Genomic DNA, 25,580 nt, shown 5'->3' on the forward strand with positions numbered 1-25,580 from the left:
CAGGCGGTGCGGGTGCGCGCGCTCCGCGTGCACCCGGCTCCGGCAGTCACACCCCCACCACCCCGGACGGGAGCCCAACGATTCCCCCTGGCGGTCTGCCGGACACCGACTGCGGCCGGGGCCGGGCCCACCCGGCGCGGACCGCCGTTCCCAAGCGGCCGAGCTCTTGGAAACCTACAACTACCTCGGCGAAGACCCCCTGGGGCCGGGCACCCTACTGGTGTGACACGGCTGGGGCGGAGGTCCCGGTCGGGTGGGAAACCCCCTGCGGCGGAGGCGCTGCGACGCCCTCCGGCTATGGCCTGCCCCCGGGTGTGGTCCCCGGGGGTGGGGGTGCTGCGTTGGTGTCCGGGGGAATGGGGAGCGCCCCGGGCCTGGGGCCCGGGGCGCTTGGGGGGTGGTGGGTGGTGGTGTTACTCGTTGACCGAGTACTCCTCGAAGCCGAGGGTCTCGTATCCCTCTTCGCCGAAGTGGAAGATCTGGAAGGTCGCGGAGGTCGGGTCGCCGTTGTCGTCGAAGTCGATGTTGCCGCTGGCGCCCTGGTAGTTGATCTCCTCGCCGTCCGCGAGCAGGTCGCGGCACTCGGCGAAGGTGGTGCACTCGGTGCCCTCGGGGGCGCTGACGTTGGGCAGCTCGGCGACGTAGTCGGCCGGGGCGATGCTGCCGGCGGCCTCGGCGGCCAGGGCGATCACGGTGACGCAGTCGAAGACCTGCGGGCCGAACTGGAAGGTCTCCAGGTCCGGGGCGAACTCGGCCAGGCTCTCGTTGAACGCCTCGTTGTCGGCGCCGGGAGCGACACCGGTGATGCCGGTGACGATCTCGGGGTCGCTCTCGTTGACGGAGGTGCCCAGCTCGGGGCTGTTGAGGCCGTCGGTGATGTAGAGCTGGTCGCCCTCGGTGCCGGTCTCCAGGAGCTCGGCGATGACCTGGGCGCCCTCCTCGAAGGAGATCAGGGCGATGGCGTCGGCCTCGGCGTCGTTGACGGCGCTGACCACGGAGCTGAAGGTGGTGGTGTCGGGGTCGTAGGTCTCGTTGGCCACGACCTCGGCGCCCAGGTTCTCCAGCTCGGTCTGGAGGCCGCCGGCGTAGCCGGCGCCGTAGTCGTCGGCGCGGGAGACGATGGCGATGCTCTGGTGGCCGTCCTCGACGATCTTGCGCGCCATGACCGGGCCGGAGAGCAGGTCGCTGGGGGCGGTGCGGAAGTAGTAGCCGCCGTCGTCGATGTCGGTGAGGTCCGGGGCGGTGTTGGAGCCGGAGCACTGGACGATCTGCGAACCGGTGATGGTGTCGTAGGTCGCCTGGGTCATGCCGGAGGCGGCGGCGCCGATGACGGCGTTGACGCCGTCGGAGACGAGCGAGTTGGCGGCCTCGTTGGCCTGGGCGGCGTCGCCGGCCTCGTCGCCCGGGGTGGGGGCGGGGACCTCGGTGCCGAGGATGCCGCCGGCCGCGTTGATCTCCTGGATCGCGTACTCGGCACCGGCCAGCTGGGGCGGGCCGAGGAAGGCGAGGCTACCGGTCTGGGGGTAGAGGATGCCGAACTGGAAGGCTTCGCCGCCGCCGGCGCTGTCGCCGCCGCCGTTTCCATCCTCACCGCCGCCACACGCGGTCAGCCCCAGTACCAGGGCCGCGGTTGCGGCAGTGAGGCCTAGGACCTTCTTGCTTGCCATGATGTGGTCACTCCGTTCAACCGGCGAGCACGTGCTGCGTGGTGCAGCCGTGCCGGATGGTGCTCTTGCGCCCTGATGCCCGCGATGTGTGGCATGACTTAATCGGGAGCGTTAGCGGAGCTTAATCACGGAAGTTCATGGTTCGAAAGCGTGGAATGCGCGTTGGTGCCGACTCGCCGTCAGGCTGTTATGGCTCTGTAGTCATCCCGGGCATCGTCTGGACGGTGGTTCTGCCTGGGTGGGCGCGGGGTGACAAAGTGTCGCGGCGGCGCGCGGACAGGGGTCCGAGCGTCGAACTTTGCGGTCGGGTTACAGGGCGACTTCACAGTGTTGTGAAGGCGCCCTGTTTTCGGCTGGCCGTATTTTCAGTTGCCCGGCAGTTCCCGCAGCATGCAGGTGAGGCGGGAGGTGCACACCTTGCGGTCCTGGTCGTCGGTGATGGTGATGTCCCAGGTGGCCAGGGTGCGGCCGAGGTGGACGGGGGTGGCGACGCCGGTCACGTGTCCGTCGGTGGCCGAGCGGTGGTGGGTCGCGTTGATCTCGATGCCGACGGCGACCTTGCCGAACTGCTGGGCGTGGAGGGTGGATCCGATGGATCCCAGGGATTCGGCCAGGACGCAGGAGGCGCCGCCGTGCAGGAGGCCGAAGGGCTGGGTGTTGCCCTTGACGGGCATGCGGCCGACGACGCGTTCGGCGGAGGCCTCGGTGATCTCGATGCCCATGCGCTCGGACAGGCCGCCCTCGGCGAGCAGCTTCCGCATCTCGGGGTCCATGGTGTTCCGCCTTTCGGTCGTCGAAGTGTCCGCGTCGCATCCTAGGATTCATCTGTGGTGACCAATCGTGAGACCCCCGAGACATCGCAGGCCGGCGGACGTCCCCGCCTTCTCCTCCTGGACGGCCACTCGATGGCCTTCCGCGCGTTCTTCGCGCTGCCGGTGGACAAGTTCGGCACGAGCACCGGGCAGTCGACCAACGCCGTGTACGGCTTCGCGTCGATGCTGGTGAAGCTGCTCAGAGACGAGGAGCCCACCCATGTCGCGGTGGCGTGGGACCTGTCGGGGCCCACGTTCCGGCACGAGGAGTACGCCGAGTACAAGGACGGGCGTTCGGAGACGCCGCCGGAGTTCCCCTCCCAGGTGCCGCTCACCCAGGAGCTGATGCGGCTGATCGGGGTGGCCAACCTGTCCTCGCCGGGCTTCGAGGCCGACGACGTCATCGCGACGCTGGCCCGTATGGGCGGTGAGGCGGGTGCGGAGGTGCTGATCGCCTCCGGCGACCGGGACGCGTTCCAGCTGGTCACCGATTCGTGCACGGTGCTGTACCCGGGCAAGAGCCTGTCGGACCTGCGCCGGATGGATCCGGCGGCGGTGGAGGAGAAGTACGGGGTGTCCCCGCAGCGGTACCGCGACCTGGCGGCGCTGGTGGGGGAGAAGGCCGACAACCTGCCGGGTGTCCCCGGGGTGGGCCCCAAGACGGCGGCGAAGTGGATCGTCAAGTACGGCTCGCTGGACGGGCTGGTCGAGCACATCGACGAGATCGGCGGCAAGGCGGGGCAGAACCTGCGCGACCACCTGGACGACGTGCTGCGCAACCAGCGGCTCAACCTGCTGGCCACCGACGTGGACCTGGGGGTGGGTCTGGACGACCTGCTGCTGGGGCGGGCGGACCGGGCGGGGGTGGACGCCCTGTTCGACAACCTGGAGTTCGCGTCCAACCTGCGTGAGCGCCTGTACGCGGTGGTGGCCCTGGAGGAGGCCGCCGCGCAGGCCCCGGCGGGTGAGGGTTTCGAGGTCGACCTGACGGTGGCCGGGACCGGGACGCTGGCGGCCTGGCTGGCCGAGCACGCGGCCGCCGACGACGTCACCGCGGCGGCGCCGGCCGGCCTGGCCCTGGAGGGGGCGTGGGGCGCCGGCACCGGCCGGGTGGACGGGCTGTCCATCGCGGTGGCGTCGGGTGCGGCGGTGTCGGTGGACCCGGCGCTGATGGACGCTGCGGACACCGAGGCGCTGGCGGCGTTCCTGGCCGACCCGGAGCGGCCGGTGGCGGTGCACGAGTACAAGGGGGCGCTGCTGGCGCTGGGCGCCCACGGCTGGGACCTGGGCGGGGTGGTGAGCGACACCGCGCTGGCCGCGTACCTGGTGCAGCCGGGGCAGCGCCGGTTCGACCTGGTCGACCTGTGCCGCAAGTACCTGGGGCGGGAGCTGGAGGAGGAGGCCCCCGGCGACCAGCTCGCGCTGGACCTGGACGGTGGCGGGTCCACCGGCCGCTGGCAGGCCCTGGCGGTGCGGGCGGCGGCCACCCGGGACCTGGCGGCGGTGCTGGCGGCCGAGGTGGACAAGCGCGGCGGCGCGCACCTGCTGAGCGGGGTGGAGCTGCCGCTGGTGCCGGTGCTGGCGCGCATGGAGCGGGCCGGGATCGCGGCCGACCGCGCCTATCTGGAGGAGCTGCAGGGCGAGTTCGCGTCGGCGGCGCGGGCGGCGGTGGAGCGGGCGCACGAGATCGTGGGCCGGGAGTTCAACCTGGGTTCGCCCAAGCAGCTGCAGCAGGTGCTCTTCGAGGACCTGGGGCTGCCGCGGACCAAGAAGATCAAGACGGGGTACACCACCGACGCGGACGCGCTGACGTGGCTGGCGGCCCAGACCGACAACGAGCTGCCGGGGGTGCTGCTGCACCACCGCGACCAGACCAAGCTGCGGACCACGGTCGAGGGGCTCATCAAGACGGTCGCCGACGACGGGCGCATCCACACGACGTTCAACCAGACGGTGGCGGCGACCGGGCGGCTCAGCTCCACCGATCCCAACCTGCAGAACATCCCGGTGCGCACCGACGTGGGGCGGCGCATCCGGCGGGCGTTCGTGGTGGGGGAGGGGTACCAGGAGCTGCTCACCGCGGACTACAGCCAGATCGAGCTGCGGATCATGGCGCACCTGTCGCAGGAGAAGGCGCTGATCGACGCGTTCAACAGCGGCTACGACTTCCACGCGCAGATGGCGGCGCAGGTGTTCGACATCGAGGTGGGGGACGTCGACGGCGAGGCCCGGTCGCGGATCAAGGCGATGAGCTACGGGCTGGCGTACGGGCTGAGCGCCTACGGGCTGTCGCAGCAGCTGGGCATCACGCCGGAGGAGGCGAAGAAGCTCATGGAGGACTACTTCGCCGAGTTCGGCGGGGTGCGCGACTACCTGAACGCGGTGGTGGAGGAGGCCCGCAGGGTGGGGTACACCGAGACCATCCTGGGGCGGCGCCGATACCTGCCGGACCTGACCAGCGACAACCGGCAGCGGCGGGAGATGGCCGAGCGGATGGCGCTCAACGCGCCCATCCAGGGGTCGGCCGCCGACATCATCAAGGTGGCGATGCTCCAAGTGGACGCGGCGCTGGCCGAGAGCGGGGCCGCCTCCCGGGTGCTGCTGCAGGTGCACGACGAGCTCGTGGTGGAGGTCGCCCCGGGTGAGCGGGAGGCGGTGGAAAACCTCGTGCGCCACGAGATGAGCACCGCCTATGATCTGCGTGTTCCGCTGGCCGTGTCGGTCGGCGGCGGACGCAGCTGGCACGACGCCGCGCACTAGCGGGGGAGGGGGACGGTGACGTGAACACGGGTACCGCCGGGGACGGCGGTCTGGTCGTGGGGCCGGTCACCGTCCCCGCCGATGCCCTGGCGTGGCGGTTCTCCCGCTCGTCGGGGCCGGGCGGGCAGCACGTCAACACCTCCGACACCCGGGTGTCGCTGTCGCTGGACGTGGCGGGGTGCGCGGCGCTGGGGCGGACCCGGCGCGAGCGCGCCCTGGAGCGGCTGGCGGGGCGCCTGGTGGACGGGGTGCTGACGGTGTCGGTGCAGACGCACCGGTCCCAGGCCCGCAACCGGGCGGAGGCGCGGGAGCGGATGGCCGCGCTGCTGGCGGAGGCGATCGCGCCGCCGCCGCGCGAGCGCAGGGCGACGCGTCCGGGCCGGGCGGCGCGGCAGCGCCGGCTGGACGCGAAGAAGCGCCGCGGGGACATCAAACGGTCACGCTCTCGGCCGACTTCGGACTGACCGGAACCGGTGCGGAGGGCGCCCGGTGATGCCGGGTGACCGTCCCCGTACGGACCGCACCGATCGGCCCGGAGGGCCGCGGGAGCCCCTGTGGGGGCAGGTGTCCACCCAGTTCACGGGTGACGGTGCCGTCTAGTTGATCTTCACCTGTGCCTCGGGTACATTGCGGCCATTGCGATCTTCGCCGGGTTGGCGCTCCAGGGTTCCGATTGACCAGGAAGCCCTTGTCTCATATGCTGGCCGGAGCGTTGTGGGTTCGTGCGCCGTCTGATGTCTCCCGCCAGGGAGGCCGAGGGGCGGCACCACCAAAGTCCACGCTTCTGGACCCGGCGGTCGGTCGCTGCGGAAGGCTCCTTTCCGCGGTGGCACCGTTCCTCTCCTTCAGGATGACGGATCGGCGGGCTCGGATCTGCGGCGTGCCCATCTTCTGAATCTGTCCGTATCCGGAGTCCACCCACAAATGACGAGCAGCACCGAGGCCACCTCGACACCCCAGGTAGCGGTCAACGACATCGGGTCCGAGGAAGCCTTCCTCGCGGCGATCGACGAGACCATCAAATACTTCAACGACGGTGACATTGTCGAGGGCACCATCGTGAAGGTCGATCGAGACGAGGTCTTGCTCGACATCGGCTACAAGACCGAGGGTGTGATCCCGTCCCGGGAACTCTCGATCAAGCACGACGTCGACCCCGGTGAGGTCGTCGCCGTCGGCGACCAGGTCGAGGCCCTGGTCCTCCAGAAGGAGGACAAGGAAGGCCGTCTGATCCTGTCCAAGAAGCGCGCCCAGTACGAGCGCGCCTGGGGCACGATCGAGAAGATCAAGGAGGAGGACGGCGTCGTCACCGGCACCGTCATCGAGGTCGTCAAGGGTGGTCTCATCCTCGACATCGGCCTGCGCGGCTTCCTGCCCGCCTCCCTGGTCGAGATGCGCCGCGTCCGCGACCTGCAGCCGTACGTCGGCCGCGAGCTCGAGGCCAAGATCATCGAGCTGGACAAGAACCGCAACAACGTGGTCCTGTCCCGCCGCGCCTGGCTCGAGCAGACCCAGTCCGAGGTCCGCCAGACGTTCCTCAACACCCTCCAGAAGGGCCAGATCCGCAAGGGTGTGGTCTCCTCGATCGTCAACTTCGGTGCGTTCGTGGACCTGGGCGGCGTCGACGGCCTGGTGCACGTCTCCGAGCTGTCCTGGAAGCACATCGACCACCCGAGCGAGGTCGTCGAGGTGGGCCAGGAGGTCACCGTCGAGGTGCTGGACGTCGACATGGAGCGCGAGCGCGTCTCCCTGTCGCTGAAGGCGACCCAGGAGGACCCGTGGCAGCAGTTCGCCCGGACCCACCAGATCGGTCAGGTCGTCCCGGGTAAGGTCACCAAGCTCGTCCCGTTCGGCGCGTTCGTCCGCGTCGAGGAGGGCATCGAGGGCCTGGTCCACATCTCCGAGCTGGCCGAGCGCCACGTCGAGGTGCCCGAGCAGGTCGTCCAGGTCGGCACCGAGATCTTCGTCAAGATCATCGACATCGACCTCGACCGCCGCCGCATCAGCCTCTCGCTGAAGCAGGCCAACGAGAGCGTCTCGCCGGACCAGGTGGACTTCGACCCCACCCTGTACGGCATGGCCGCCGAGTACGACGAGCAGGGCAACTACAAGTACCCCGAGGGCTTCGACGCCGAGACCGGCGAGTGGCTCGAGGGTTACGAGGCCCAGCGCGACGAGTGGGAGCGCAGCTACGCCGAGGCCCAGGCCCGGTTCGAGGCGCACCGCAAGCAGGTCGAGGAGGCCCGCGCGGCCGAGGCCGAGGCGGCCAACGCCCCGGTCGAGGCCGAGGAGGAGGACTACACCGGCGGGTCCCAGGGCTCCGGTTCCGGTTCGGAGTCCGCCTCCAGCGGCGCCCTGGCCTCCGACGAGGCCCTGGCCGCCCTGCGCGAGAAGCTCGCCGGCGGCGACGCCTGACCGGTTCGGTGAACCGTTCGGCGGGTCCCGTCCGCGGGACCTGACAGCCTGACGAAGGGCCGTCCCCACCAGGGGGCGGCCCTTCGCCGTGTCCTGGGCCGGGAGCGCACCGTGTCGTGGCCGATCGGGCTAGTCTCGTGCCGTGCCCCGGCGAGCGGGGCGTGTGAGGAGACGGCGTGTTCGAGATCCACCCGGCCGCCCCCGCCGACGCGGGGGAGATCCACACCCTGCAGCGGGCGGCGTTCGTCGACGAGGCCCAGGCCTACGGGGACCCGTTCATCCTGCCGCTGACCGAGACCCTGGAGCGGGTGGAGCGGCTGCTGGCCGACCCCGGGTCCCTGGTGCTCAAGGCCGTCGAGGGGCACCGGATCATCGGCGCGGTGCGCGCGCAGGTCACCGGCACCACCGGGGTGGTGGGCCGGCTGGCGGTGGCCCCGGACCGGCGGCGGCGCGGGGTGGCGGCCGCGCTGCTGGAGCGGATGGAGGAGGACTTGCGGGGCCTGCGGCCCGACCTGGCGGCGCTGACCCTGTTCACCGGGGCGCAGAGCGCGCAGAACCAGCTCCTGTACCGGCGTGCGGGCTACGCGGTGACGCACCGGGAGCGGGTCGCCGACCACCTGGTGATGGTGCACATGCGCAAGGAGCTGGCGGCGGTCACCTCCGGCTGAGGGGGTGGGCGCGCCCCCAACCGGTCAGGGCCAGGAACCAGCAGAAGAACGCGACCAGGTACAGGTAGAAGGCCACCGTCGCGTCGCCCCGCGCGACGAAGAAGAGGCCGGTGGCGACCCACCACGCGATCGCCTCCCACAGCTCGTACAACCCCCAGGACAGCATGGCGGTGATGTAGCCCGAGGCCAGGAGCATCCCGGCCATCCGCTTCGGCGTCCACCGTTCGGCATAGCGCAGGCGCACCCACAGCAGGACGCAGGCCGACACGACGGGGCCCGAGGCGAAGAGCAGCACCGTTCCCGCGGCGGGGTACAGCAGGGCGGCCCAGGCGGCGCCGAGTGCCGCCAGCCCCGCCACCGCGTACAGCAGGCGGACGAGCGGGCGGGCGGGCTCGTAGGGCCGGGGCTTCGCGGGTGCGGCCCGGCTCCAGCGCAGGATGCGCTCGATGCGCGGGTGGAGCCTGCGCAGGCGCTTGTCGCGCTCGGCGGTGAGAGCGTGCACCGTACGGCCCTTCGCCCCCCGGCCGCGGGCGGCGAGGACGGCCCGGTGGGCCTGGAGGGCGGCGCGGGCCAGGGGTGCCAGGACGGCGGCCTCCGCGGCGTACGGATCGGGGCCGGGCAGGGGGCCGCGGGCCAGGTCGCGGCGGATCCGGCGGCGGCGCAGCAGCATGATGCGGCCGGCCCGCCACTCGTGGTCGCGCAGGCGGCCCAGGACGCCGCCGGCACCGGGCAGGGGCGCTCCGGTGCGCTTCAGCTCGTCGAAGGCGTCGACGCACGCGCGCAGGTCGGCCAGCGCCTGCTCGCGCGGGTGCAGCGGGCGGGTGGCGCGCAGGCCGCCGGGCTCCTCGGCGGCGGGTTCCCACGGAGTGGCGGGCAGCAGGTGGGGGGTGATGTGGTCGACCCCGTGGACGGACCGCCGGTCCCGGGACCAGTGGCGCGCGCCGGCCAGGGCGACGACGGCGAGGACGGCCGAGAGCAGGGCGGCCCCGGCCCCGGGGCCCGCGATCAGCTCCCGGACGGAGAGGTGCAGCAGGTGGGCGGCCGCGGCGCAGGCCGCGGCCAGGCAGAGCCCCAGGGCGGTGAACAGGACCGGGGCCGCCCACCGCGGTCCGCCCAGCGCGGGGGAGAACGTCCGGGGCCGGGCGTACACGGCGACCGCGCCCGCGCAGCCCGCCGCCCCCAGGCCCAGCAGGAGCCCGCCGGCCCAGGAGGGCACCGGGACGAGCAGGGCGAGGGCGGCCGCGTACATGTGGACGCCGGCCGTCCACAGGTGGGCGCGGACCGGGTCGGGCGGGTCGAGCGCCCGGGAGGGGGCGGTCAGGCCGTCGAGCCGGGCGGTCAGCCGGGCGACCCGGTCCGGGGGGAGGCCGGGGCGGACGGTCGGCCGGGGTGCGGTCACGGGGACTCCGGGGGGTGGGGGGCGGTGGAGGGGCGGCGGTCACTAGGGTCGTGACATGCTGAAAGTGGGACTCACAGGGGGGATCGGCTCGGGTAAGAGCGCGGTCTCCGCGGAACTGGCCGGGCACGGGGCCGTGGTGATCGACGCCGACGCGATCGCCCGCGAGGTGGTGGAGCCCGGCACACCGGGCCTGGCGGCGGTGGTCGAGGAGTTCGGGGAGGGCGTGCTCGCCCCGGACGGGAGCCTGGACCGGCCCCGGCTGGGGGAGATCGTGTTCGCCGACGAGGCGCGGCTGGCGCGGCTCAACGCCATCGTGCACCCGCTGGTGGGCGAGCGCAGCGCGGAGCTGATGGCGCGCGCCGAGGCGGACGGCGCCCCGGTGGTGGTGTACGACGTGCCGCTGCTGGTGGAGAACGGCCTGGAGTCGCTGTACGACGTGGTGGTGGTCGTCGACACCCCCGACGAGGTGCGGGTGGACCGGGTGGTCCGGAGCCGGGGCATGGACCCTGAACAGGTGCGGGCGCGGATCCGGGCGCAGGCCGACAGAGAGACCCGGCTGGCGGCGGCGGACCTGGTGGTGGACAACTCCGGGACCCGGGAGCAGCTCACGGAGCGGGTCGCGCAGGTGTGGGAGGAGCTGCTGGCCAGGGCGTCCTGACCGGGCACCGGCGCGGCGGCGCCCGGCCGGGCACGGGGGCGCGCCGGGGCCGCGGGGCCGGGGGCGGTGCGGGCTCGCATGGGTGTCGCCTCGGGGTCGGGGTGGGGAGGGCGGACGCGGGGGCGTCCGCCCGTCGGCGGGTCGGGCGGGGCCGGTCGGCCCGGGCCCCTACGGCGGTGCCTGCTCGGCCCGCGGGTGCAGGCCGCCGGCGCCGGTCGCGGCGAGGACCCAGCAGACCAGCGCGGCCAGGCCGTACAGTCCGGCGGTGACGACGTCCCCCGGCGCGGCGTCGGAGGCCTGCGGGGCGAGCTGCGCGAACAGGAGCGCCAGGGCGCCGTGGAGGTAGTCGGCCAGCGCGCCGCCGACGAGGAGGCCGACCAGGGCGACGCCCGCCAGGTACAGGCGCGAGGTCCCGGGGTCGTACCGCAGGTTGCTCCACACGATGAAGGCGCCCACGGCGGCCCCGCACACGATCGCCAGGTGCACGGTGGCGTACGGCTGGGAGAGGGCGGACAGCCCGGCGGGCACCAGGAGCAGACCCGTGAGCGCGGTGGCCGCCCGGGACGACGGCCGGGCCCGTGCGCGCCGGACCGGGCCGGGGAGCAGGACGGGGATCCCGCCGGCCCCGCGCGGCCGCTCGTCGGCGTGCTCCCGCGGCGCGCGCGGTCCTCCGGCCGCCACGGCGTCCTCCGCGGCGGCCCCGTGCGCCTCGACCTCCCGCCGCAGCTCCCGGACCCGGTCCAGGTAGGCGGCGCCGTACCGGTCGGGCTCTTGGGCGGCCCGCCGGGCCAGCGCGCCCAGGCGGACGGCCTCCTCGGCCTCCTCCGGCCGGTCCTCCTCGGAGAAGGGGATCTCCGTGTCCGGATCGGGGACGAGGGCCCGGATGACGTGGGCCGCGTAGACCTGCGCCCACTCCGCCCGGCGCATCAGCCCGGTCGCCCACGCGGCGTCCGGGTCGGGGGCGAGGACGCGTTCGGCCTCGGCGGCGCTGTCGGTGGCCTCCTGGAGGAGGAGCAGGTAGGGGGTCTCCGGCCAGGTCCCGGGCGGCCCGCCGTCGACGGGGTCGGGGTGGGGGTACAGGTAGGGGGCGGCCGCGAGCGCGGCGACGCGTTCGTCGGCGCTCCGGGGCCGGTGCGGTCCGGGCCGCGGTGTTCCGGGCGGCGTCGCGGAATCGGGGGCGTGGTCGGGGTTGGGCGTGGGGCGAGCGTGCATGGGCCGCCTCGGCGTTGAGTGCGGTCGGTGGACGGGGTGCCGGAGCGGGCGGCCTCGGGGTGGGATGCCCCCATGATGACCGGGTGCGGGGCCCGGAAAACGGGGATGGCCGCTACCGGCCGCGCGGCGGCCCTCGGCCGGGCAGGGCGGAGCGCGCCCCGGCGTCCGTGCGCGGGGGCGGGTGCGGACGGCCTCAGTCCTCCGTCGGCTGCGGGGCCGCGGGTTCGGGGGACCGGGCCTGACGTGGTCGGGGGATGTCCAGGGGCTCGCGGCGGGTCCGCCCGGCCTCGGGGTGCAGCGCCGCCGACAGGGAGGACCCGGCGTCCACGGCCTCGCGCACCAGTTCCTCCCGGACCGAGTGGGCGGCCCGCACGCTGAGCAGGCTGTCGTCGATCTCGTCGGTCTGCATGGCGCCGCGCGCGGTGGTCAGGGCCAGGTCGGCGTACTCGGCGGCGCGGTCGGCGATGGCCTGGCACTGCTCCCACTCGCGGTGGGCGGTCACCGCGGCGTGGACGCGCTCGCCGTAGTCGGCCAGGACGCCGATGCGTTCGGCCAGGGCGGCGTGGGCGCGGGCCACCGCCTCCTCCTGCGGCTGCAGGGCCCGGGTGACCTGCCGGGACACCGCCTCCCGCTTGCGCTGGACCAGCTCGCGGCGCAGGGCGCGCAGCCGCAGCAGCTCCTGCGACATGCGCCATTCCTCCTCGCGGAGCAGCGGCAGGGTGTGGGCGGCGTCGAAGGAGGCGCCCAGCACGCGGGTGCCCTCCTCGACGCGGTCGGTGGCCTGCTGCAGGCGGGCGAACAGGTGGGCCTCGGGCTCCTCGTGCCGAGTGGCGTAGCTGTAGGGGCGGCCGAAGTCCTCGGGCAGCACGTACCGGCGGCGGTTCTCCGAGGCCAGCCGGGGCAGCATGCCCGGGCGCATGATCGCGCCGGCCCCGCCCCCGGCGACGGCCAGGTAGAGGGCGGCGGCGGAGGCGCTGCCGGGGACGGCGGCGGCCAGGGGTTCCAGGGCGTCGCCCAGGACCACGTGGCCGGTCAGGACGGCGGCGGCGGACAGCGGCAGCGCCCAGAAGCCGTGCATGAGCAGGTCGGCCCAGTCGTCGGCGAGCGAGCCCCGGTCGGAGACCAGGCCCAGGACGACGGCGGTGACGATGAGGCACAGCAGGGCGATGAGCGGGGTGGCCGCACCGGGCACGAGCAGGGCGAGCGCGGCCAGGGAGGTGCCGCCGGCGGCGGTGAGGGCGGCGCCGCGGCGCCAGGTGAGCCGTGAGGAGGGGCCGACCGAATCCGGCAGCAGCCGCTCGGGGTGGGCGTGCAGACGGGCGATCGTCCGGCGCGGCAGGGTCGGATCGAAGGTGGGTCGGGAGGGGTGGGACACGGCTGGCACCTCTATTCCGGGGGCACGGTTTCCGGGGGTACAGTGCGCTGATTTCGATGGTAACCCCGGGATCCCCGCCCGGTCAGGGGTCTTCGGCGGGCTGTGGACGGACGGTCCGGCCTCCGGTGCCGCGGGGAGGCGCGTCGGCCTCCGGCCGCGGGATGTCGTGGGCGGTCGGTAGCGTTAGGTGGACGGGGGCCCGTGTGCGGGGTCGGGCCCCGGGCGACGAGGGGATGAGGGCGACGTGCGACCGGTCACCGAGATCAAGCGCAGTGAGAACCCGTTCGAGGTGGTCTCGGACATGCGTCCGGCGGGCGACCAGCCCAAGGCGATCGAGGAGATCACCCGGCGGGTGCGCGGCGGCGACGCGCACACGGTGCTGCTGGGCGCGACCGGCACCGGCAAGACGGCGACGGTCGCCTGGACCGTGGAGCAGCTGCAGCGGCCGACCCTGGTGATGCAGCCCAACAAGACGCTGGCCGCGCAGTTCGCCAACGAGCTGCGGCAGATGCTGCCGAACAACGCCGTCGAGTACTTCGTGTCGTACTACGACTACTACCAGCCCGAGGCGTACGTCCCCCAGAGCGACACCTACATCGAGAAGGACTCCTCGATCAACGACGAGGTGGAGCGGCTGCGCCACTCGGCGACCAACTCGCTGCTCACCCGCCGGGACACGATCGTGGTGGCGTCTGTGTCGTGCATCTACGGCCTGGGCACGCCGCAGGAGTACGTGGACCGGATGGCGCAGCTGTCGGTGGGCATGGAGGTGGACCGCGACGACCTGCTGCGGCGCCTGGTGGAGATGCAGTACACCCGCAACGACATGGCGTTCACGCGGGGCACGTTCCGGGTGCGCGGCGACACGATCGAGATCATCCCGGTCTACGAGGAGCTGGCGATCCGCATCGAGATGTTCGGTGACGAGGTCGAGCGGCTGCTCACCCTGCACCCGCTGACCGGGGAGGTGCTGGGGGAGAGCGAGGAGATGTTCATCTTCCCCGCCTCGCACTACGTGGCCGGCGAGGAGCGCACCGCGCGGGCGGTGCAGACGATCGAGGCGGAGCTGGGCGAGCGGCTCGCGGAGCTGGAGGGCCAGGGCAAGCTGCTGGAGGCGCAGCGGCTGCGGATGCGCACCACCCACGACCTGGAGATGATCCGCCAGCTGGGGACGTGCTCGGGCATCGAGAACTACTCGCGGCACTTCGACGAGCGCCCCCCGGGCAGCGCGCCCAACACGCTGCTGGACTACTTCCCCGACGACTTCCTGCTCGTGCTGGACGAGTCGCACGTGACGGTCCCGCAGATCGGGGCGATGTACGAGGGCGACGCCTCCCGCAAGCGGACCCTGGTGGACCACGGGTTCCGGCTGCCGTCGGCGCTGGACAACCGGCCGCTGAAGTGGGAGGAGTTCGTCGGGCGGATCGGGCAGACGGTGTACCTGTCGGCGACCCCGGGCCGCTACGAGCTGCGCCAGAGCGCGGGCGACGTGGTGGAGCAGGTCATCCGGCCGACCGGCCTGGTGGACCCGGAGGTGCTGGTCAAGCCCACCGAGGGGCAGATCGACGACCTGGTGCACGAGATCCGGGTGCGGGCCGAGCGCTCGGAGCGGGTGCTGGTCACCACGCTGACCAAGAAGATGGCCGAGGACCTCACCGACTACTTCGCGGAGCTGGGCATCCGGGTGCGGTACCTGCACAGCGAGGTGGACACGCTGCGCCGGGTGGAGCTGCTGCGGGAGCTGCGGGTCGGCGAGTTCGACGTGCTGGTCGGCATCAACCTGCTGCGGGAGGGCCTGGACCTGCCCGAGGTGTCGCTGGTGGCGATCCTGGACGCGGACAAGGAGGGCTTCCTGCGGTCGGAGACCTCCCTGATCCAGACCATCGGCCGGGCGGCGCGCAACGTGGCGGGCCAGGTGCACATGTACGCGGACAACGTCACCGACTCGATGCGGGCGGCGATCGAGGAGACCACCCGGCGCCGCGAGAAGCAGCTGGCGTACAACGCCGAGCACGGTATCGACCCGCAGCCGCTGCGCAAGCAGATCGCGGACATCCTGGACTCCCTGAACCGGGAGGACGTGGACACCGAGGAGCTGATGGCGAGCGGGTACCGCGGCGCGGGCGCGGCGGCCAAGGCCCCGGTCCCGGCGCTGGGCGAGCGGGGCGTGGACGCGGCGAACATGCCGCGGGCGGAGCTGGCGGGCCTCATCGACCAGTTGAGCGGGCAGATGCACCAGGCGGCGGCGGACCTGCGGTTCGAGCTGGCGGCCCGGCTTCGGGACGAGATCGGCGAGCTCAAGCGGGAGTTGCGGGGCATGGACGCGGCCGGGACCCCCTGAGCCGTGGGGCTTCCCGCCCCGCTCGGTCTCGGTCCGGATACGGTGGAGCAACGATAGGGTCGCGTAGTTACCTCCGCGTGACATAATCTTGGTCTTGCGCAGGATGTATGTCGCAATTGCCGGATGAATCCGGGTGTGGGGGAAACGATGAGGGCTCGACTCCAGGTGGTCGCCGGCGGCGCCGTGCTGCTGGGCACCATGCTGACCGGGTGCGGCCTGGCCTTCGGCCGCGAGCAGATCGAGGGCCCCGACCTGCCGCCCGGGTCCGACGCCGTCACGATCCCCGAGGAGAACGTCGACGCCCACGACGTGCTCATCGTCGTGGACGACGGCTCCGAGATCCACGAGGAGTGCGAGGGGCGCGAGGTCGTGGTCTCGGCCGACGACGCCGTCGTGGTGCTCGACGGGTCCTGCGGCGTGGTCCGCGCCACCGGCCGCGGCTCCACCGTCGACGTGGGCTCGGCCGACAAGATCGTGCTGGTCGGAGTGGACAACACCATCTCCTTCGCGGGCGGCGAGCCCACGATCGTCAACCAGGGCCGCAACACCACCGTCGCCGAGGGCGGGGTCGCCCAGGAGTGACCCCCGCGGCGCCCGGGCGCCGCGATCCCGTGTCACGACGGGATTCCGTGTCGCCGGATTGACCGCCCCGCCACCTGAGAGTGACCTTCGATCGGTTACGGTGGTCAGCGTCCACGTCCGCGTCGGCGCGGAGGAGGGCCACGGATCGGACGGATGCCACCACCGAGGGTGAACTTTCGGTGTCGGTCGGCTGTATCGTTCCCCCGTCCGACTCTGAGGCGGTACGGTCGTTTCGTCCCGCCCGTCGTCGGGGCGGCACGACGGCGGGGGCGGACACGTGAGACCCGCTAGGGGAGGGGTGGATGAGCGGTTATGTCGCCCGGGTGCGACATGATGAGTCGCCCGGAGGCGATGCGGGCCTCGACCCGCTGGTGCGGTCCGCCGCCCAGCGCTGGGCGGCCGCGGACCCCCTGCTGCCCGAACCGGTGAGCTTCGCCGCCGACTCCTACCCCCTGCTGACCGTCAGCGACGAGGACGGCCGCACGGTCGCGGCGGGCGCCATGCACTACACCTGGTACCAGCCCGGCGAGGTCGGCCGGATCTGGGGCGTGCCCGACCAGCACTGGCTGACCCCCATCGTCGGCGGCCCCGAGCCCGCCCGCGCCCTGGACTCGCTGCTCACCAGCTGGCGCGACCAGCTGGAGGACCTGCCCACCGGCACCGGCTCGGAGTCGGCCGCCCTGGTGAGCTGGCCCGCCCGCGACGTCTGCGGCATCATCCCGCTCCAGCGCCACGGCCTGCAGCCCTACACCGTGCTCGCCGCGCGCCAGCGCCGCCGCGGCGTGCCCCCGTCGCTGCCGCCGCGCGACGTCACCATCCGCCTGGCCGACCGCAGCGACCTCACCCAGGTGGTGGGCCTCCTCATGGAGGAGCACCGCTACGAGCAGCACTTCGGCGGCGTCTTCCTCCAGCCCGACACCGCCGAGCAGACCCGCAAGGTGGCCGCCCGCGCCTTGGAGCGGGACCGCTCCTGGATCTGGCTGGCCGAGCGGCGCGGCCGCGCCGTGGGCCTGCTGTGGGTGTCCCCGCCCGAGCGGTCCCGCTGGGCCAAGTCCCTGGTCAAGGCGCGCCCGATCGCGCACATCGGCTACGGCGTGGTCACCGCCGCCGAACGCGGCAACGGCATCGGCACCGCCCTGGTCGGCCAGGCCCACCAGGCCCTGGACAGCCACGGGGTGGGCGTCTCGGTGCTCAACTACGCCGCCATGAACCCGCTGTCGGGCCCGTTCTGGCACCGCATGGGCTACCGCCCGGTCTGGACGACCTGGGAGATCCGCCCCGCCCTCGCCCTGCGCTGACCGCGGGCCGACCGGCCCCGCCTCCCGGCGTCCGCGGTCCCCTGGGCTAGCCTGTGCGCGAACGCACGGGCGCGTGGGAGGGGACGGACATGACCGTGGACGACCGGGGGCCGGCGGGCGGCGAGCACGTCGAGATCGTCGAGGTGGGGCCGCGCGACGGGCTGCAGAACGAGGCGAAGGTGCTCTCGGTCGAGGACCGGATCGCGATGATCGACCGGGCCGCAGACGCGGGGCTGCGCCGTATCGAGGCCGTCAGCTTCGTCAACCCCAAGAGGGTCCCGCAGATGGCCGGGGCCGAGGAGATCATGAAGGGCGTGCGGCGCGCCCCGGGCGTCTCCCACATCGGGCTGGTCCTCAACCGGCGCGGCCTGGACCGGGCGCTCGAGGCCGCGGTGTCGGAGGTGAACGTCGCGGTGCCCGCCACCGACGGGTTCTGCGTGCGCAACCAGGGCACCACCGTCGACGGGATGCTCGACGCGCTGGCCGACATCGACCGGGCCCTGGAGGGCACCGGCGTCCCGCTGAGCGTCACCGTGTCGACGGCGTTCGGCTGCCCCTTCGACGGGGAGGTGTCCACGGAGCGGGTGGTGGAGGTGGTGCGGCGCATCGCCGACACCTCGGCGGTGGAGATCGCGCTGGCCGACACCATCGGCGTGGGGGTGCCCCACCAGGTCACCGAACTCGTGGGGGCGGTGGCCGCGGTCGCCGGCGGGCGCGCGCTGCGCTGCCACTTCCACAACACCCGCAACACCGGTTACGCCAACGCCTGGGCGGCGGCGGAGGCCGGGGTGCGGGTGCTGGACTCCAGCGTGGGCGGCTTCGGGGGCTGCCCGTTCGCGCCCGCCGCGACCGGCAACATCGCCACCGAGGACCTGCTGTACCTGCTGCACCGCAGCGGCCTGCACACGGGCGTGAGCCTGTCGGCGGCCGCCGCCCTGGGCGACTGGACGGGCGAGCGCCTGGACAAGGCGCCCCCGGCCTACCTGGGCCGCGCCGGGGACTTCCCCGCCTGACCGGCCCGCCGGCCCCGCCGGGGCGGGGCGACGGTGCTCGCTCGCGGCACCCTTCGCGCCCTTCGCGGGACGGGCCCTCTCGTCCCTTGCCGGGACGCTCGTACGCACTCGGCGGGGACCTGCGTGTCCCTTCGGGTCCTTCGCGACGGGTCCTCTCGGCCCCCGCCGGGGCGGGGCCCTCCCGGGCCGGGGCGGTCGTACGCGCTCGGCGGGGACGCGCGTGTCCCTTCGCGGATCCCGTCCGGCAGGGGCCGGGGATACGGTCCCCGCCGGTCCGAGACCGGCCACCCGGGTGACGGGTGGGGCGGGCGGGGCCTGTGGTGTTCGTCGCGAAGCGGGGGCGGCGCAGGAAGGGGCGGCGGCGGACGGGAGGCCCCTTCCGGCGGGCGTTTCCGCGACCGTGACGCACACGACACGGCCGCCGCCGCGGGGGCGCCTTCCCCTGGCCCCCGGGATCGCCGCAGGTCGCGGTGGGAACAGCGGCCCCGGGAAAGGTGTTCTGCGGATGTGGTTCCGCGGGGGCCTGTTATCCTGGTGCCCCGTGGATGTCCGGGCGGACCGAAGCGATGATCCCACCGCCTCGGAACCGGACCGCCGCACGGCCGCTCTGGCTCCTCCGAGCCCGCCGTAGCCACTCAACCCACGGGAGCAACACTTTGGCATCCGCCGCGAGTACCAAGCACCTTTTCGTTACTGGCGGCGTCGCCTCCAGTCTCGGCAAAGGCCTCACCGCTTCGAGCCTCGGCCGGCTCCTGAAGTCGCGCGGGCTGCGGGTCACCATGCAGAAGCTGGACCCGTACCTCAACGTGGACCCCGGCACGATGAACCCGTTCCAGCACGGCGAGGTGTTCGTCACCGACGACGGCGCCGAGACCGACCTGGACGTGGGCCACTACGAGCGCTTCCTCGACACCGAGCTGTCGGCGACCGCGAACGTCACCACCGGGCAGATCTACTCCAGCGTCATCGCCAAGGAGCGGCAGGGCGCCTACCTCGGCGACACCGTGCAGGTCATCCCGCACATCACCAACGAGATCAAGTCGCGCATCTACGCGATGGACGACCCCGAGGTCGACATCGTCATCACCGAGATCGGCGGCACGGTCGGCGACATCGAGTCGCAGCCGTTCCTGGAGGCGGTCCGCCAGATCCGGCACGAGATCGGCCGCGACAACTGCTTCTTCCTGCACGTCTCGCTGATCCCCTTCCTGGGCCCCTCGGGCGAGATGAAGACCAAGCCGACCCAGCACTCGGTCGCCGCCCTGCGCAGCATCGGCATCCAGCCCGACGCCATCGTGTGCCGCTCGGACCGGCCCATCACCCAGAGCCTGAAGGCCAAGATCAGCCTCATGTGCGACGTGGACGAGGCGGGCGTGGTCTCCACCCCCGACGCCCCGTCCATCTACGACATCCCCAAGGTCCTGCACCGCGAGGGCCTGGACGCCTACGTCGTGCGCCGCCTGGGCATGCCGTTCCGCGACGTGGACTGGACCGAGTGGGACTCGCTGCTGCGCCGCGTGCACCAGCCCGACCACGAGGTCACCATCGCCATGGTCGGCAAGTACATCGACCTGCCCGACGCCTACCTGTCGGTCTCCGAGGCGCTGCGCGCCGGCGGGTTCGCCACCGACACCCGGGTGAACATCCGCTGGGTCGCCAGCGACAACTGCGCCAGCCCCTCGGGCGCGGCCGCCGAGCTGGACGGCGTCGACGGCATCCTCATCCCCGGCGGGTTCGGCGTGCGCGGCATCGAGGGCAAGATCGGCGCCATCCGCTACGCCCGCGAGAACCGCGTCCCGCTGCTGGGCATCTGCCTGGGCCTGCAGGCGATCGTCATCGAGTACGCGCGCAACGTGCTGGGCCTGGAGGGCGCCAACAGCACCGAGTTCGACGACAAGGCCGTCGACCCGGTCATCGCCACCATGGCCGACCAGGAGGACGTGGTCTCGGGCGAGCGCGACATGGGCGGCACCATGCGGCTGGGCCTGTACCCCGCCGACCTGGGCGAGGGCACCCTGGCGCGCGACCTGTACGGGGGCCAGGCGCAGGCGTCCGAGCGCCACCGCCACCGGTTCGAGGTCAACAACGCCTACCGGCCCAAGCTGGAGGAGGCGGGTCTGGTGTTCTCCGGGCTGTCCCCGGATGGCAAGCTGGTGGAGTACGTCGAGCTGCCCCGGGACGTCCACCCGTTCTACATCGCCACGCAGGCGCACCCGGAACTGCGTTCCCGGCCGACCAAGGCCAACCCGATGTTCCGCGGTCTGATCGCGGCGGCCTTGGAGAACAAGAAGTCCTGAAGGTGGGGCCGGGCGGGGCACGAGCCTGAGAGGCGAGAGCATATGAGTCACACCCGCCCGGCCGGAACCGACAACACGGGGGCGGACGCGAAGATCGCGGACGCCCCCGCGTCGTGGCCGGTGGAGCGGTCCGAGGACCGCTTCCGCTCCCGCCTGGTGGGCATGCGCACCGACTGGGTGCGGATGCCCGGCCCGGGCGGCCGCGGTACGAGCCTCGCCGCCCGCGACTACATGGAGCACCCGGGGGCCGCGGCCGCGCTGGCCCTGGACGACGCCGGCCGGGTGCTGCTGCAGCGCCAGTACCGGCACGCCACCCGGCACACGCTGTGGGAGCTGCCCGCCGGGATCATCGACGGCGAGGGCGAGGGTCCGCTGGCCACCGCCCGCCGCGAGCTGGTGGAGGAGGCGGGGCTGCGCGCCGACACCTGGCACGAGCTCGCCGACTTCTTCCCCAGCCCCGGCTTCTCCAACGAGCGCATTTACGTGTTCCTGGCCCGCGGGCTGTCGGAGGTGCCGGCCGAGGAGATCGACTTCGAGCGCCAGCACGAGGAGGCCGACCTGGTCGCCGAGTGGGTGCCGCTGGACGAGGCGGTGGGCCTGGCCCTGGCCGGGCGGCTGCACAACGGGGCGACGGTGATCGGCGTCCTGGCCGCGCACGCCGCCTCCCGCGAGGGCTTCACCGGCCTGCGCGAGCCCGCCGAGCCGTGACGGGCGCGGGCGGCCCCTCCGGGGTGGAGCGGGTGTGCGCGGCGTTCCTGGACCACCTGAGCGCCGAGCGGGCGCTGGCCGACAACACGCTGGCGGCCTACCGCGCCGACCTGCGCCGGTACCGGGAGTACCTGGCCGCGGCGGGGGTGGACTCGGTCGACCTGGTCACCCCCGCCGTGGCGGGCTCCTTCGTGCGGGCCCTGCGCGAGGGCGGGGACGGGCGGGCGCCGCTGGCGGCGGCGTCGGCGGCGCGCACCCTGGCCGCCGTGCGCGGCCTGCACCGGTTCGCGGTGCGCGAGGGGCGGGCCGCCACCGACCCGACCGCCGACCTGGCCCCGCCCGCCACCCCGATGCGGCTGCCCAAGGCAGTCCCGGTGGAGACGGTCGAGCGCCTGCTGGCGGCCGCCGGACCGGTGGAGGCCCCCGTCGCCGCCGGCGACCGGGCCGCCCTGCTGGCGCTGCGCGACCGGGCCCTGCTGGAGCTGCTGTACGGGACCGGCGCGCGCATCTCCGAGGCGGTCGGCGCCGACGTGGACGACGTGGCCGACGCCGTCGGCCTGGACGCCCCCGTGCCCGAGGACCACGTGGGGCTGGTGCGGATCACCGGCAAGGGCGGCAAGGAACGGCTGGTTCCGGTGGGCTCCCACGCCCGGCGGGCGCTGGCCGCCTACCTGACGCGGGCCCGGCCGGTGCTGGCCCGCGCCGGGCGCGGCCGGGGCGGCCCGGCGCTGTTCCTCAACGCGCGCGGCGGCAGGCTCACCCGGCAGGGCGCCTGGGGCGTGCTGGGGGCGGTGGCCGAACGCGCGGGGGTGGCGGGGGTGTCCCCGCACACCCTGCGGCACTCCTTCGCCACCCACCTGCTCGACGGCGGTGCGGACATCCGGGTCGTGCAGGAGCTCCTGGGGCACAGTTCGGTCACCACTACACAGGTCTACACACTTGTGACAGTCGACCGGCTGCGCGAGGTCTACGCGGCCAGCCATCCGCGCGCGCACCGCCGCGGCGGCTCCGACCTGCGGGAAAGCCCCCAGGGGTAGGGGATCGCGCGTGACCGGATATGTGCGTTCGGTTTCCCTCCGGGGCGAGGACGTGGGATTCTACACTCGGGTTTCATTGAAGTGCGTCGTGTCGGCGTTCTAGAGTCGCCGCACAGAGGTACGTTGCTGTCGACATATTGAGTTTCCGACGGCCGCCAGGCTCCAGGGGCACGGCATCCCTTCGGGCCGTGGCCGGTCCGTAGGGGAGGTCCAGGGTTGTGAACTGGTCGGAGAACGACGCCGCCGCGCACGGCGCGGCCGTCGGCGAGCAGGAACTCGCCGACCCGGTGACCAACCCCTGGGGCACGACACGCAACACGGGGGCCGATCTGCACGCGTCAAGACCTGAACGGACCTATCCGGTGCCAGAGCCCATCGACGAACACGGCCCGGCACGGATTGTAGCACTCTGTAATCAGAAGGGCGGGGTCGGCAAGACCACCACCACCATCAACCTCGGCGCCGCCATCGCCGAGTACGGCAGACGGGTGCTGCTGGTCGACTTCGACCCGCAGGGAGCCCTGTCGGTCGGGCTGGGCCGGCTCGACCCGCGCGAGCTGGACCTGACCGTCTACAACCTGCTCATGCAGCGGGACGTGACGGTCGAGGACGTCCTGCTCAAGACGGACATCGACGGCCTGGACCTGATCCCGAGCAACATCGACCTGTCCGCCGCCGAGGTGCAGCTGGTCGGCGAGGTGGCCCGCGAGCAGATGCTCGGCCGGGCGCTGCGACCGGTGATCGACGACTACGACGTCGTCCTCATCGACTGCCAGCCCTCGCTGGGCCTGCTCACCGTCAACGCCCTCACCGCCGCCGACGGCGTCATCGTGCCGCTGGAGTGCGAGTTCTTCGCGCTGCGCGGTGTGGCCCTGCTCATGGACACCATCCAGAAGGTCCAGGAGCGGCTCAACGAGCGCCTCGTCATCGACGGCTTCCTGGGCACGATGTACGACCCGCGCACACTCCACGCCCGCGAGGTCCTGTCCACCATCATCGACGGCTTCGGCGACAAGGTCTACGGCACGGTCATCAACCGCACCGTGCGCTTCCCGGACGCCACCGTGGCGGGCGAGCCCATCACCAGGTTCGACTCCTCCTCGGCCGGCGCCAACGCCTACCGGGAACTGGCCAAGGAGGTGCTGGCGAGGTGGCCTCTCAGCGGTCGCGGCGCGTGACCCTACCCGGGGCGGACGAACTGTTCTTCCGCCCCAGCGGCACCGAGGTGGACGCGGTGCCCGACACGGAGACCGAACGCCAGTACACGGCACCGGAACAGCGAAGGACCGAGCCCCGGACGCGCCCCGCGCGCGCCAAGGGCTCCACCAGGGTGGTCGACGGCGCACCCAAGCCCAGCGGCAGGCAGCGCCACGACGAGAAGATCACCGTCTACATCTCCGGGCCCGAGCTGCTGGCCCTGGAGCAGACCCGGCTGTCGCTGCGCGCCGAGCACGGGCTGTCCGCCGACCGGGGCCGCCTGGTCCGTGAGGCGGTCGCCGTCCTGCTCGCCGACTTCGAGGAGCACGGGCCCGCCAGCATGCTGGTGCGGCGGCTGAGCGAGGACTGAACAACGCCCGCCCGGTGTCGGAGGGGGTACCGGGGGGCGGGGACGACCGAGGGTGTCACCGGCGGGGGCTGGCCGGTGACACCCTTGTGTGCATGGGTTACGACGACGAGGGGCCGGGGGCATGACGGGGGGACCTCCGGACGAGGCCGTGGAGGCGGGCGAGAACGCCTTCCTGGTGCACCTGGACAACTTCGAGGGGCCGTTCGACCTGCTGCTGGGGCTCATCGCCAAGCACAAGCTCGACATCACCGAGGTGTCGCTGTCGAAGGTCACCGACGAGTTCATCGCGCACATCCGCGCCCACGGGGAGGCCTGGGACCTGGACCAGGCCAGCAACTTCCTGCTCGTGGCCGCCACCCTGCTGGACCTGAAGGCGGCCCGGCTGCTCCCGCGCGGCGATGTGGAGGACGAGGAGGACCTCGCCCTGCTGGAGGCCCGCGACCTGCTGTTCGCCCGGCTGCTGCAGTACCGGGCGTACAAGGAGGTCGCGGCGTTCCTGCGCGACCGGCTGGGGGCGCAGGGCCGCCGGTACGCGCGCGCCGTGCCGCTGGAGGAGCGGTTCGAGGCGCTGCGCCCGGAGGTGCTGTTCAAGCTGGGGCCGCAGGAGTTCGCGGCGCTGGCCGGGATGGTGTTCACCCCCAAGGAGCCGCCGAGCGTCCCGGTCACCCACATCCACCAGCCCAAGACCTCCGTCAAGGAGCAGGGCGAGCTGATGGTGGCGGTGCTGCGCGAGCGGGGGAGCATGACGTTCGCGGAGCTGGCCGCCGAGTGCGACGGTACCTTCGAGGTCATCGCGCGGTTCCTGGCGCTGCTGGAGCTGTACCGGGCCGCGAACGTGGGCTTCGACCAGCCCGAGCCGCTCGGGGAGCTGGTCGTCACCTGGACCGGCGGCGAGGGCGAGGTCGAGGTGGACAGCGAGTACGACGCCGATCCGGCGGACGCGGAGAAGGGGGAGGACCAGTGACCGTGGAGGAGACCGCCGAGGTGCCGCCGACCCTGCGCCGCGACCTGGAGGCGGTGATGATGGTGGTGGACCAGCCGGTCTCGGAGTACGACCTGGCCCGCGCGCTGGGGGTGCCGGTGGCGGTGGTCTCCGAGACGCTCGAATCGCTGTCGCGGGAATACACCGAGCAGGGCAGGGGTTTCGACCTTCGGGCGGTGGCCGACGGCTGGCGCGTGTACACGCGGCCGGAGTGCGCCGACATCGTGGAGCACTTCCTCAAGGAGGGGCAGGAGGTGCGGCTGACCCAGGCCGCGCTGGAGACGATGGCGGTGGTGGCCTACCGCCAGCCGGTCTCCCGTGGCAGGGTCTCCGCGGTCCGCGGTGTCAACTGCGACGGCGTCATGCGTACCCTCGTACTGAGGGGGCTGATCGAAGAGTCCGGTCACGACCCGGAGTCCGGTGCCCTGCTGTACCGGACCACCTCCTATTTCCTGGAACGGCTCGGCCTGCGCAGCCTCGACGAGCTGCCGGATCTGGCACCGTTCCTGCCCGACGACATCGAAGGTCTAGACGACACCGGTGAGCACACCTAACGACAGTTCCCGCGGTGCGCGGGACTACGCCCCGCGCGGTGAGCGCGGCGATCGAAACGACAACGGCGGCGGCCGCGACCGCCGCGACGAACGAGGTCCCCGGGGTGGGGACGACCGCGGCCGTGCAGGCCGCTCCTACGGCGGGGACCGCGGCGGATTCCGCGGCCCGCGCGACGGTGGTGACTCCCGTGGCGGGCGTGACTTCCGTGGTACTGGTGGGGGCCGCAGCGGCGGC

General features: G+C 73.0%; 21 protein-coding genes. 16 read left to right on the forward strand and 5 right to left on the reverse strand.

All coding sequences use genetic code 11. The features are described from left to right. Positions 1 to 413: 413 nt before the first annotated feature. Positions 414 to 1,667, reverse strand: a complete 1,254-nt coding sequence (locus ACFVNO_RS04510) for an ABC transporter substrate-binding protein (RefSeq protein ID WP_355255947.1) — start codon at positions 1,665 to 1,667, stop codon at positions 414 to 416. Positions 1,668 to 2,032: 365 nt separating this feature from the next. After that, complete coding sequence (locus ACFVNO_RS04515; RefSeq protein WP_355255944.1) at positions 2,033 to 2,440, reverse strand: hotdog fold thioesterase; 408 nt, start codon at positions 2,438 to 2,440, stop codon at positions 2,033 to 2,035. 54 nt (positions 2,441 to 2,494) lie between these two features. Between ACFVNO_RS04515 and polA the strand changes: the two genes are divergently transcribed. The 4 genes from polA to ACFVNO_RS04535 all read left to right on the forward strand — a co-directional run bounded on the left by polA (position 2,495) and on the right by ACFVNO_RS04535 (position 8,322). Continuing rightward, positions 2,495 to 5,239, forward strand: coding sequence for a DNA polymerase I (gene polA, locus ACFVNO_RS04520; RefSeq protein ID WP_378889309.1), 2,745 nt, complete (start codon positions 2,495 to 2,497; stop codon positions 5,237 to 5,239). 20 nt (positions 5,240 to 5,259) lie between these two features. Next, the gene (gene arfB / locus ACFVNO_RS04525; protein ID WP_355255938.1) at positions 5,260 to 5,703 is read left to right on the forward strand and encodes an alternative ribosome rescue aminoacyl-tRNA hydrolase ArfB; all 444 of its coding nucleotides are present in this window, start codon (positions 5,260 to 5,262) and stop codon (positions 5,701 to 5,703) included. Positions 5,704 to 6,163: 460 nt separating this feature from the next. Continuing rightward, on the forward strand, positions 6,164 to 7,654 hold the full coding sequence (rpsA, locus tag ACFVNO_RS04530; RefSeq protein ID WP_220562431.1) for a 30S ribosomal protein S1: 1,491 nt from the start codon (positions 6,164 to 6,166) through the stop codon (positions 7,652 to 7,654). Between the two features lie 176 nt (positions 7,655 to 7,830). Then, on the forward strand, positions 7,831 to 8,322 hold the full coding sequence (locus ACFVNO_RS04535; RefSeq protein WP_355255935.1) for a GNAT family N-acetyltransferase: 492 nt from the start codon (positions 7,831 to 7,833) through the stop codon (positions 8,320 to 8,322). Here ACFVNO_RS04535 and ACFVNO_RS04540 read toward each other — a convergent pair. Next, positions 8,309 to 9,721, reverse strand: a complete 1,413-nt coding sequence (locus ACFVNO_RS04540) for a hypothetical protein (RefSeq protein ID WP_355255932.1) — start codon at positions 9,719 to 9,721, stop codon at positions 8,309 to 8,311. The genes ACFVNO_RS04535 and ACFVNO_RS04540 overlap by 14 nt on opposite strands. A gap of 55 nt (positions 9,722 to 9,776) precedes the next feature. Between ACFVNO_RS04540 and coaE the strand changes: the two genes are divergently transcribed. Beyond that, positions 9,777 to 10,379, forward strand: coding sequence for a dephospho-CoA kinase (coaE, locus tag ACFVNO_RS04545; RefSeq protein ID WP_355255929.1), 603 nt, complete (start codon positions 9,777 to 9,779; stop codon positions 10,377 to 10,379). A gap of 168 nt (positions 10,380 to 10,547) precedes the next feature. Here coaE and ACFVNO_RS04550 read toward each other — a convergent pair whose 3' ends face one another. Beyond that, the gene (locus ACFVNO_RS04550) at positions 10,548 to 11,591 is read right to left on the reverse strand and encodes a hypothetical protein (RefSeq protein WP_378889316.1); all 1,044 of its coding nucleotides are present in this window, start codon (positions 11,589 to 11,591) and stop codon (positions 10,548 to 10,550) included. 193 nt (positions 11,592 to 11,784) lie between these two features. Continuing rightward, the gene (locus tag ACFVNO_RS04555; protein WP_355255923.1) at positions 11,785 to 12,966 is read right to left on the reverse strand and encodes a hypothetical protein; all 1,182 of its coding nucleotides are present in this window, start codon (positions 12,964 to 12,966) and stop codon (positions 11,785 to 11,787) included. 244 nt (positions 12,967 to 13,210) lie between these two features. On the opposite strand from ACFVNO_RS04555, the gene uvrB reads away from it, so the two are divergent. The 11 genes from uvrB to scpB all read left to right on the forward strand — a co-directional run bounded on the left by uvrB (position 13,211) and on the right by scpB (position 25,345). Then, complete coding sequence (gene uvrB, locus ACFVNO_RS04560; protein WP_355255920.1) at positions 13,211 to 15,307, forward strand: excinuclease ABC subunit UvrB; 2,097 nt, start codon at positions 13,211 to 13,213, stop codon at positions 15,305 to 15,307. A 147-nt stretch (positions 15,308 to 15,454) separates the two neighbouring features. Beyond that, the gene (locus ACFVNO_RS04565) at positions 15,455 to 15,889 is read left to right on the forward strand and encodes a DUF3060 domain-containing protein (RefSeq protein WP_220562425.1); all 435 of its coding nucleotides are present in this window, start codon (positions 15,455 to 15,457) and stop codon (positions 15,887 to 15,889) included. 302 nt (positions 15,890 to 16,191) lie between these two features. Beyond that, positions 16,192 to 17,187, forward strand: coding sequence for a GNAT family N-acetyltransferase (locus ACFVNO_RS04570; protein ID WP_355255917.1), 996 nt, complete (start codon positions 16,192 to 16,194; stop codon positions 17,185 to 17,187). An 89-nt stretch (positions 17,188 to 17,276) separates the two neighbouring features. Then, positions 17,277 to 18,200, forward strand: a complete 924-nt coding sequence (locus tag ACFVNO_RS04575) for a hydroxymethylglutaryl-CoA lyase (RefSeq protein ID WP_355255914.1) — start codon at positions 17,277 to 17,279, stop codon at positions 18,198 to 18,200. 656 nt (positions 18,201 to 18,856) lie between these two features. Next, positions 18,857 to 20,497, forward strand: coding sequence for a CTP synthase (locus ACFVNO_RS04580; protein ID WP_220562422.1), 1,641 nt, complete (start codon positions 18,857 to 18,859; stop codon positions 20,495 to 20,497). Between the two features lie 42 nt (positions 20,498 to 20,539). Continuing rightward, positions 20,540 to 21,205, forward strand: coding sequence for an NUDIX domain-containing protein (locus ACFVNO_RS04585; RefSeq protein ID WP_378889324.1), 666 nt, complete (start codon positions 20,540 to 20,542; stop codon positions 21,203 to 21,205). After that, the gene (locus tag ACFVNO_RS04590; protein ID WP_355255909.1) at positions 21,202 to 22,242 is read left to right on the forward strand and encodes a tyrosine recombinase; all 1,041 of its coding nucleotides are present in this window, start codon (positions 21,202 to 21,204) and stop codon (positions 22,240 to 22,242) included. The genes ACFVNO_RS04585 and ACFVNO_RS04590 overlap by 4 nt, the downstream gene beginning before the upstream one ends. 218 nt (positions 22,243 to 22,460) lie before the next feature. After that, the gene (locus tag ACFVNO_RS04595; RefSeq protein ID WP_220562419.1) at positions 22,461 to 23,420 is read left to right on the forward strand and encodes a ParA family protein; all 960 of its coding nucleotides are present in this window, start codon (positions 22,461 to 22,463) and stop codon (positions 23,418 to 23,420) included. Beyond that, positions 23,417 to 23,809: a hypothetical protein gene (locus ACFVNO_RS04600; protein WP_220562418.1), complete on the forward strand. Its 393-nt coding sequence runs from the start codon at positions 23,417 to 23,419 to the stop codon at positions 23,807 to 23,809. The genes ACFVNO_RS04595 and ACFVNO_RS04600 overlap by 4 nt, the downstream gene beginning before the upstream one ends. A 121-nt stretch (positions 23,810 to 23,930) precedes the next feature. Beyond that, positions 23,931 to 24,773, forward strand: coding sequence for a segregation/condensation protein A (locus ACFVNO_RS04605; RefSeq protein WP_355255905.1), 843 nt, complete (start codon positions 23,931 to 23,933; stop codon positions 24,771 to 24,773). Next, positions 24,770 to 25,345: an SMC-Scp complex subunit ScpB gene (gene scpB, locus ACFVNO_RS04610; protein WP_220562416.1), complete on the forward strand. Its 576-nt coding sequence runs from the start codon at positions 24,770 to 24,772 to the stop codon at positions 25,343 to 25,345. The genes ACFVNO_RS04605 and scpB overlap by 4 nt, the downstream gene beginning before the upstream one ends. Positions 25,346 to 25,580 lie beyond the last annotated feature (235 nt).

Origin of the sequence: Nocardiopsis sp. NPDC057823 (assembly GCF_042797335.1) — a bacterium.
Taxonomy (GTDB): domain Bacteria; phylum Actinomycetota; class Actinomycetes; order Streptosporangiales; family Streptosporangiaceae; genus Nocardiopsis; species Nocardiopsis changdeensis.

Coding starts and splice junctions, on each gene's coding strand:
- coaE (WP_355255929.1), top strand. CDS start 9,777: ATGCTGAAAGTGGGACTCACAGGGGGGATCGGCTCGGGTAAGAGCGCG.
- ACFVNO_RS04515 (WP_355255944.1), bottom strand. CDS start 2,440: ATGGACCCCGAGATGCGGAAGCTGCTCGCCGAGGGCGGCCTGTCCGAG.
- ACFVNO_RS04565 (WP_220562425.1), top strand. CDS start 15,455: ATGAGGGCTCGACTCCAGGTGGTCGCCGGCGGCGCCGTGCTGCTGGGC.
- ACFVNO_RS04575 (WP_355255914.1), top strand. CDS start 17,277: ATGACCGTGGACGACCGGGGGCCGGCGGGCGGCGAGCACGTCGAGATC.
- rpsA (WP_220562431.1), top strand. CDS start 6,164: ATGACGAGCAGCACCGAGGCCACCTCGACACCCCAGGTAGCGGTCAAC.
- ACFVNO_RS04585 (WP_378889324.1), top strand. CDS start 20,540: ATGAGTCACACCCGCCCGGCCGGAACCGACAACACGGGGGCGGACGCG.
- ACFVNO_RS04510 (WP_355255947.1), bottom strand. CDS start 1,667: ATGGCAAGCAAGAAGGTCCTAGGCCTCACTGCCGCAACCGCGGCCCTG.
- ACFVNO_RS04570 (WP_355255917.1), top strand. CDS start 16,192: ATGAGCGGTTATGTCGCCCGGGTGCGACATGATGAGTCGCCCGGAGGC.
- ACFVNO_RS04550 (WP_378889316.1), bottom strand. CDS start 11,591: ATGCACGCTCGCCCCACGCCCAACCCCGACCACGCCCCCGATTCCGCG.
- ACFVNO_RS04605 (WP_355255905.1), top strand. CDS start 23,931: ATGACGGGGGGACCTCCGGACGAGGCCGTGGAGGCGGGCGAGAACGCC.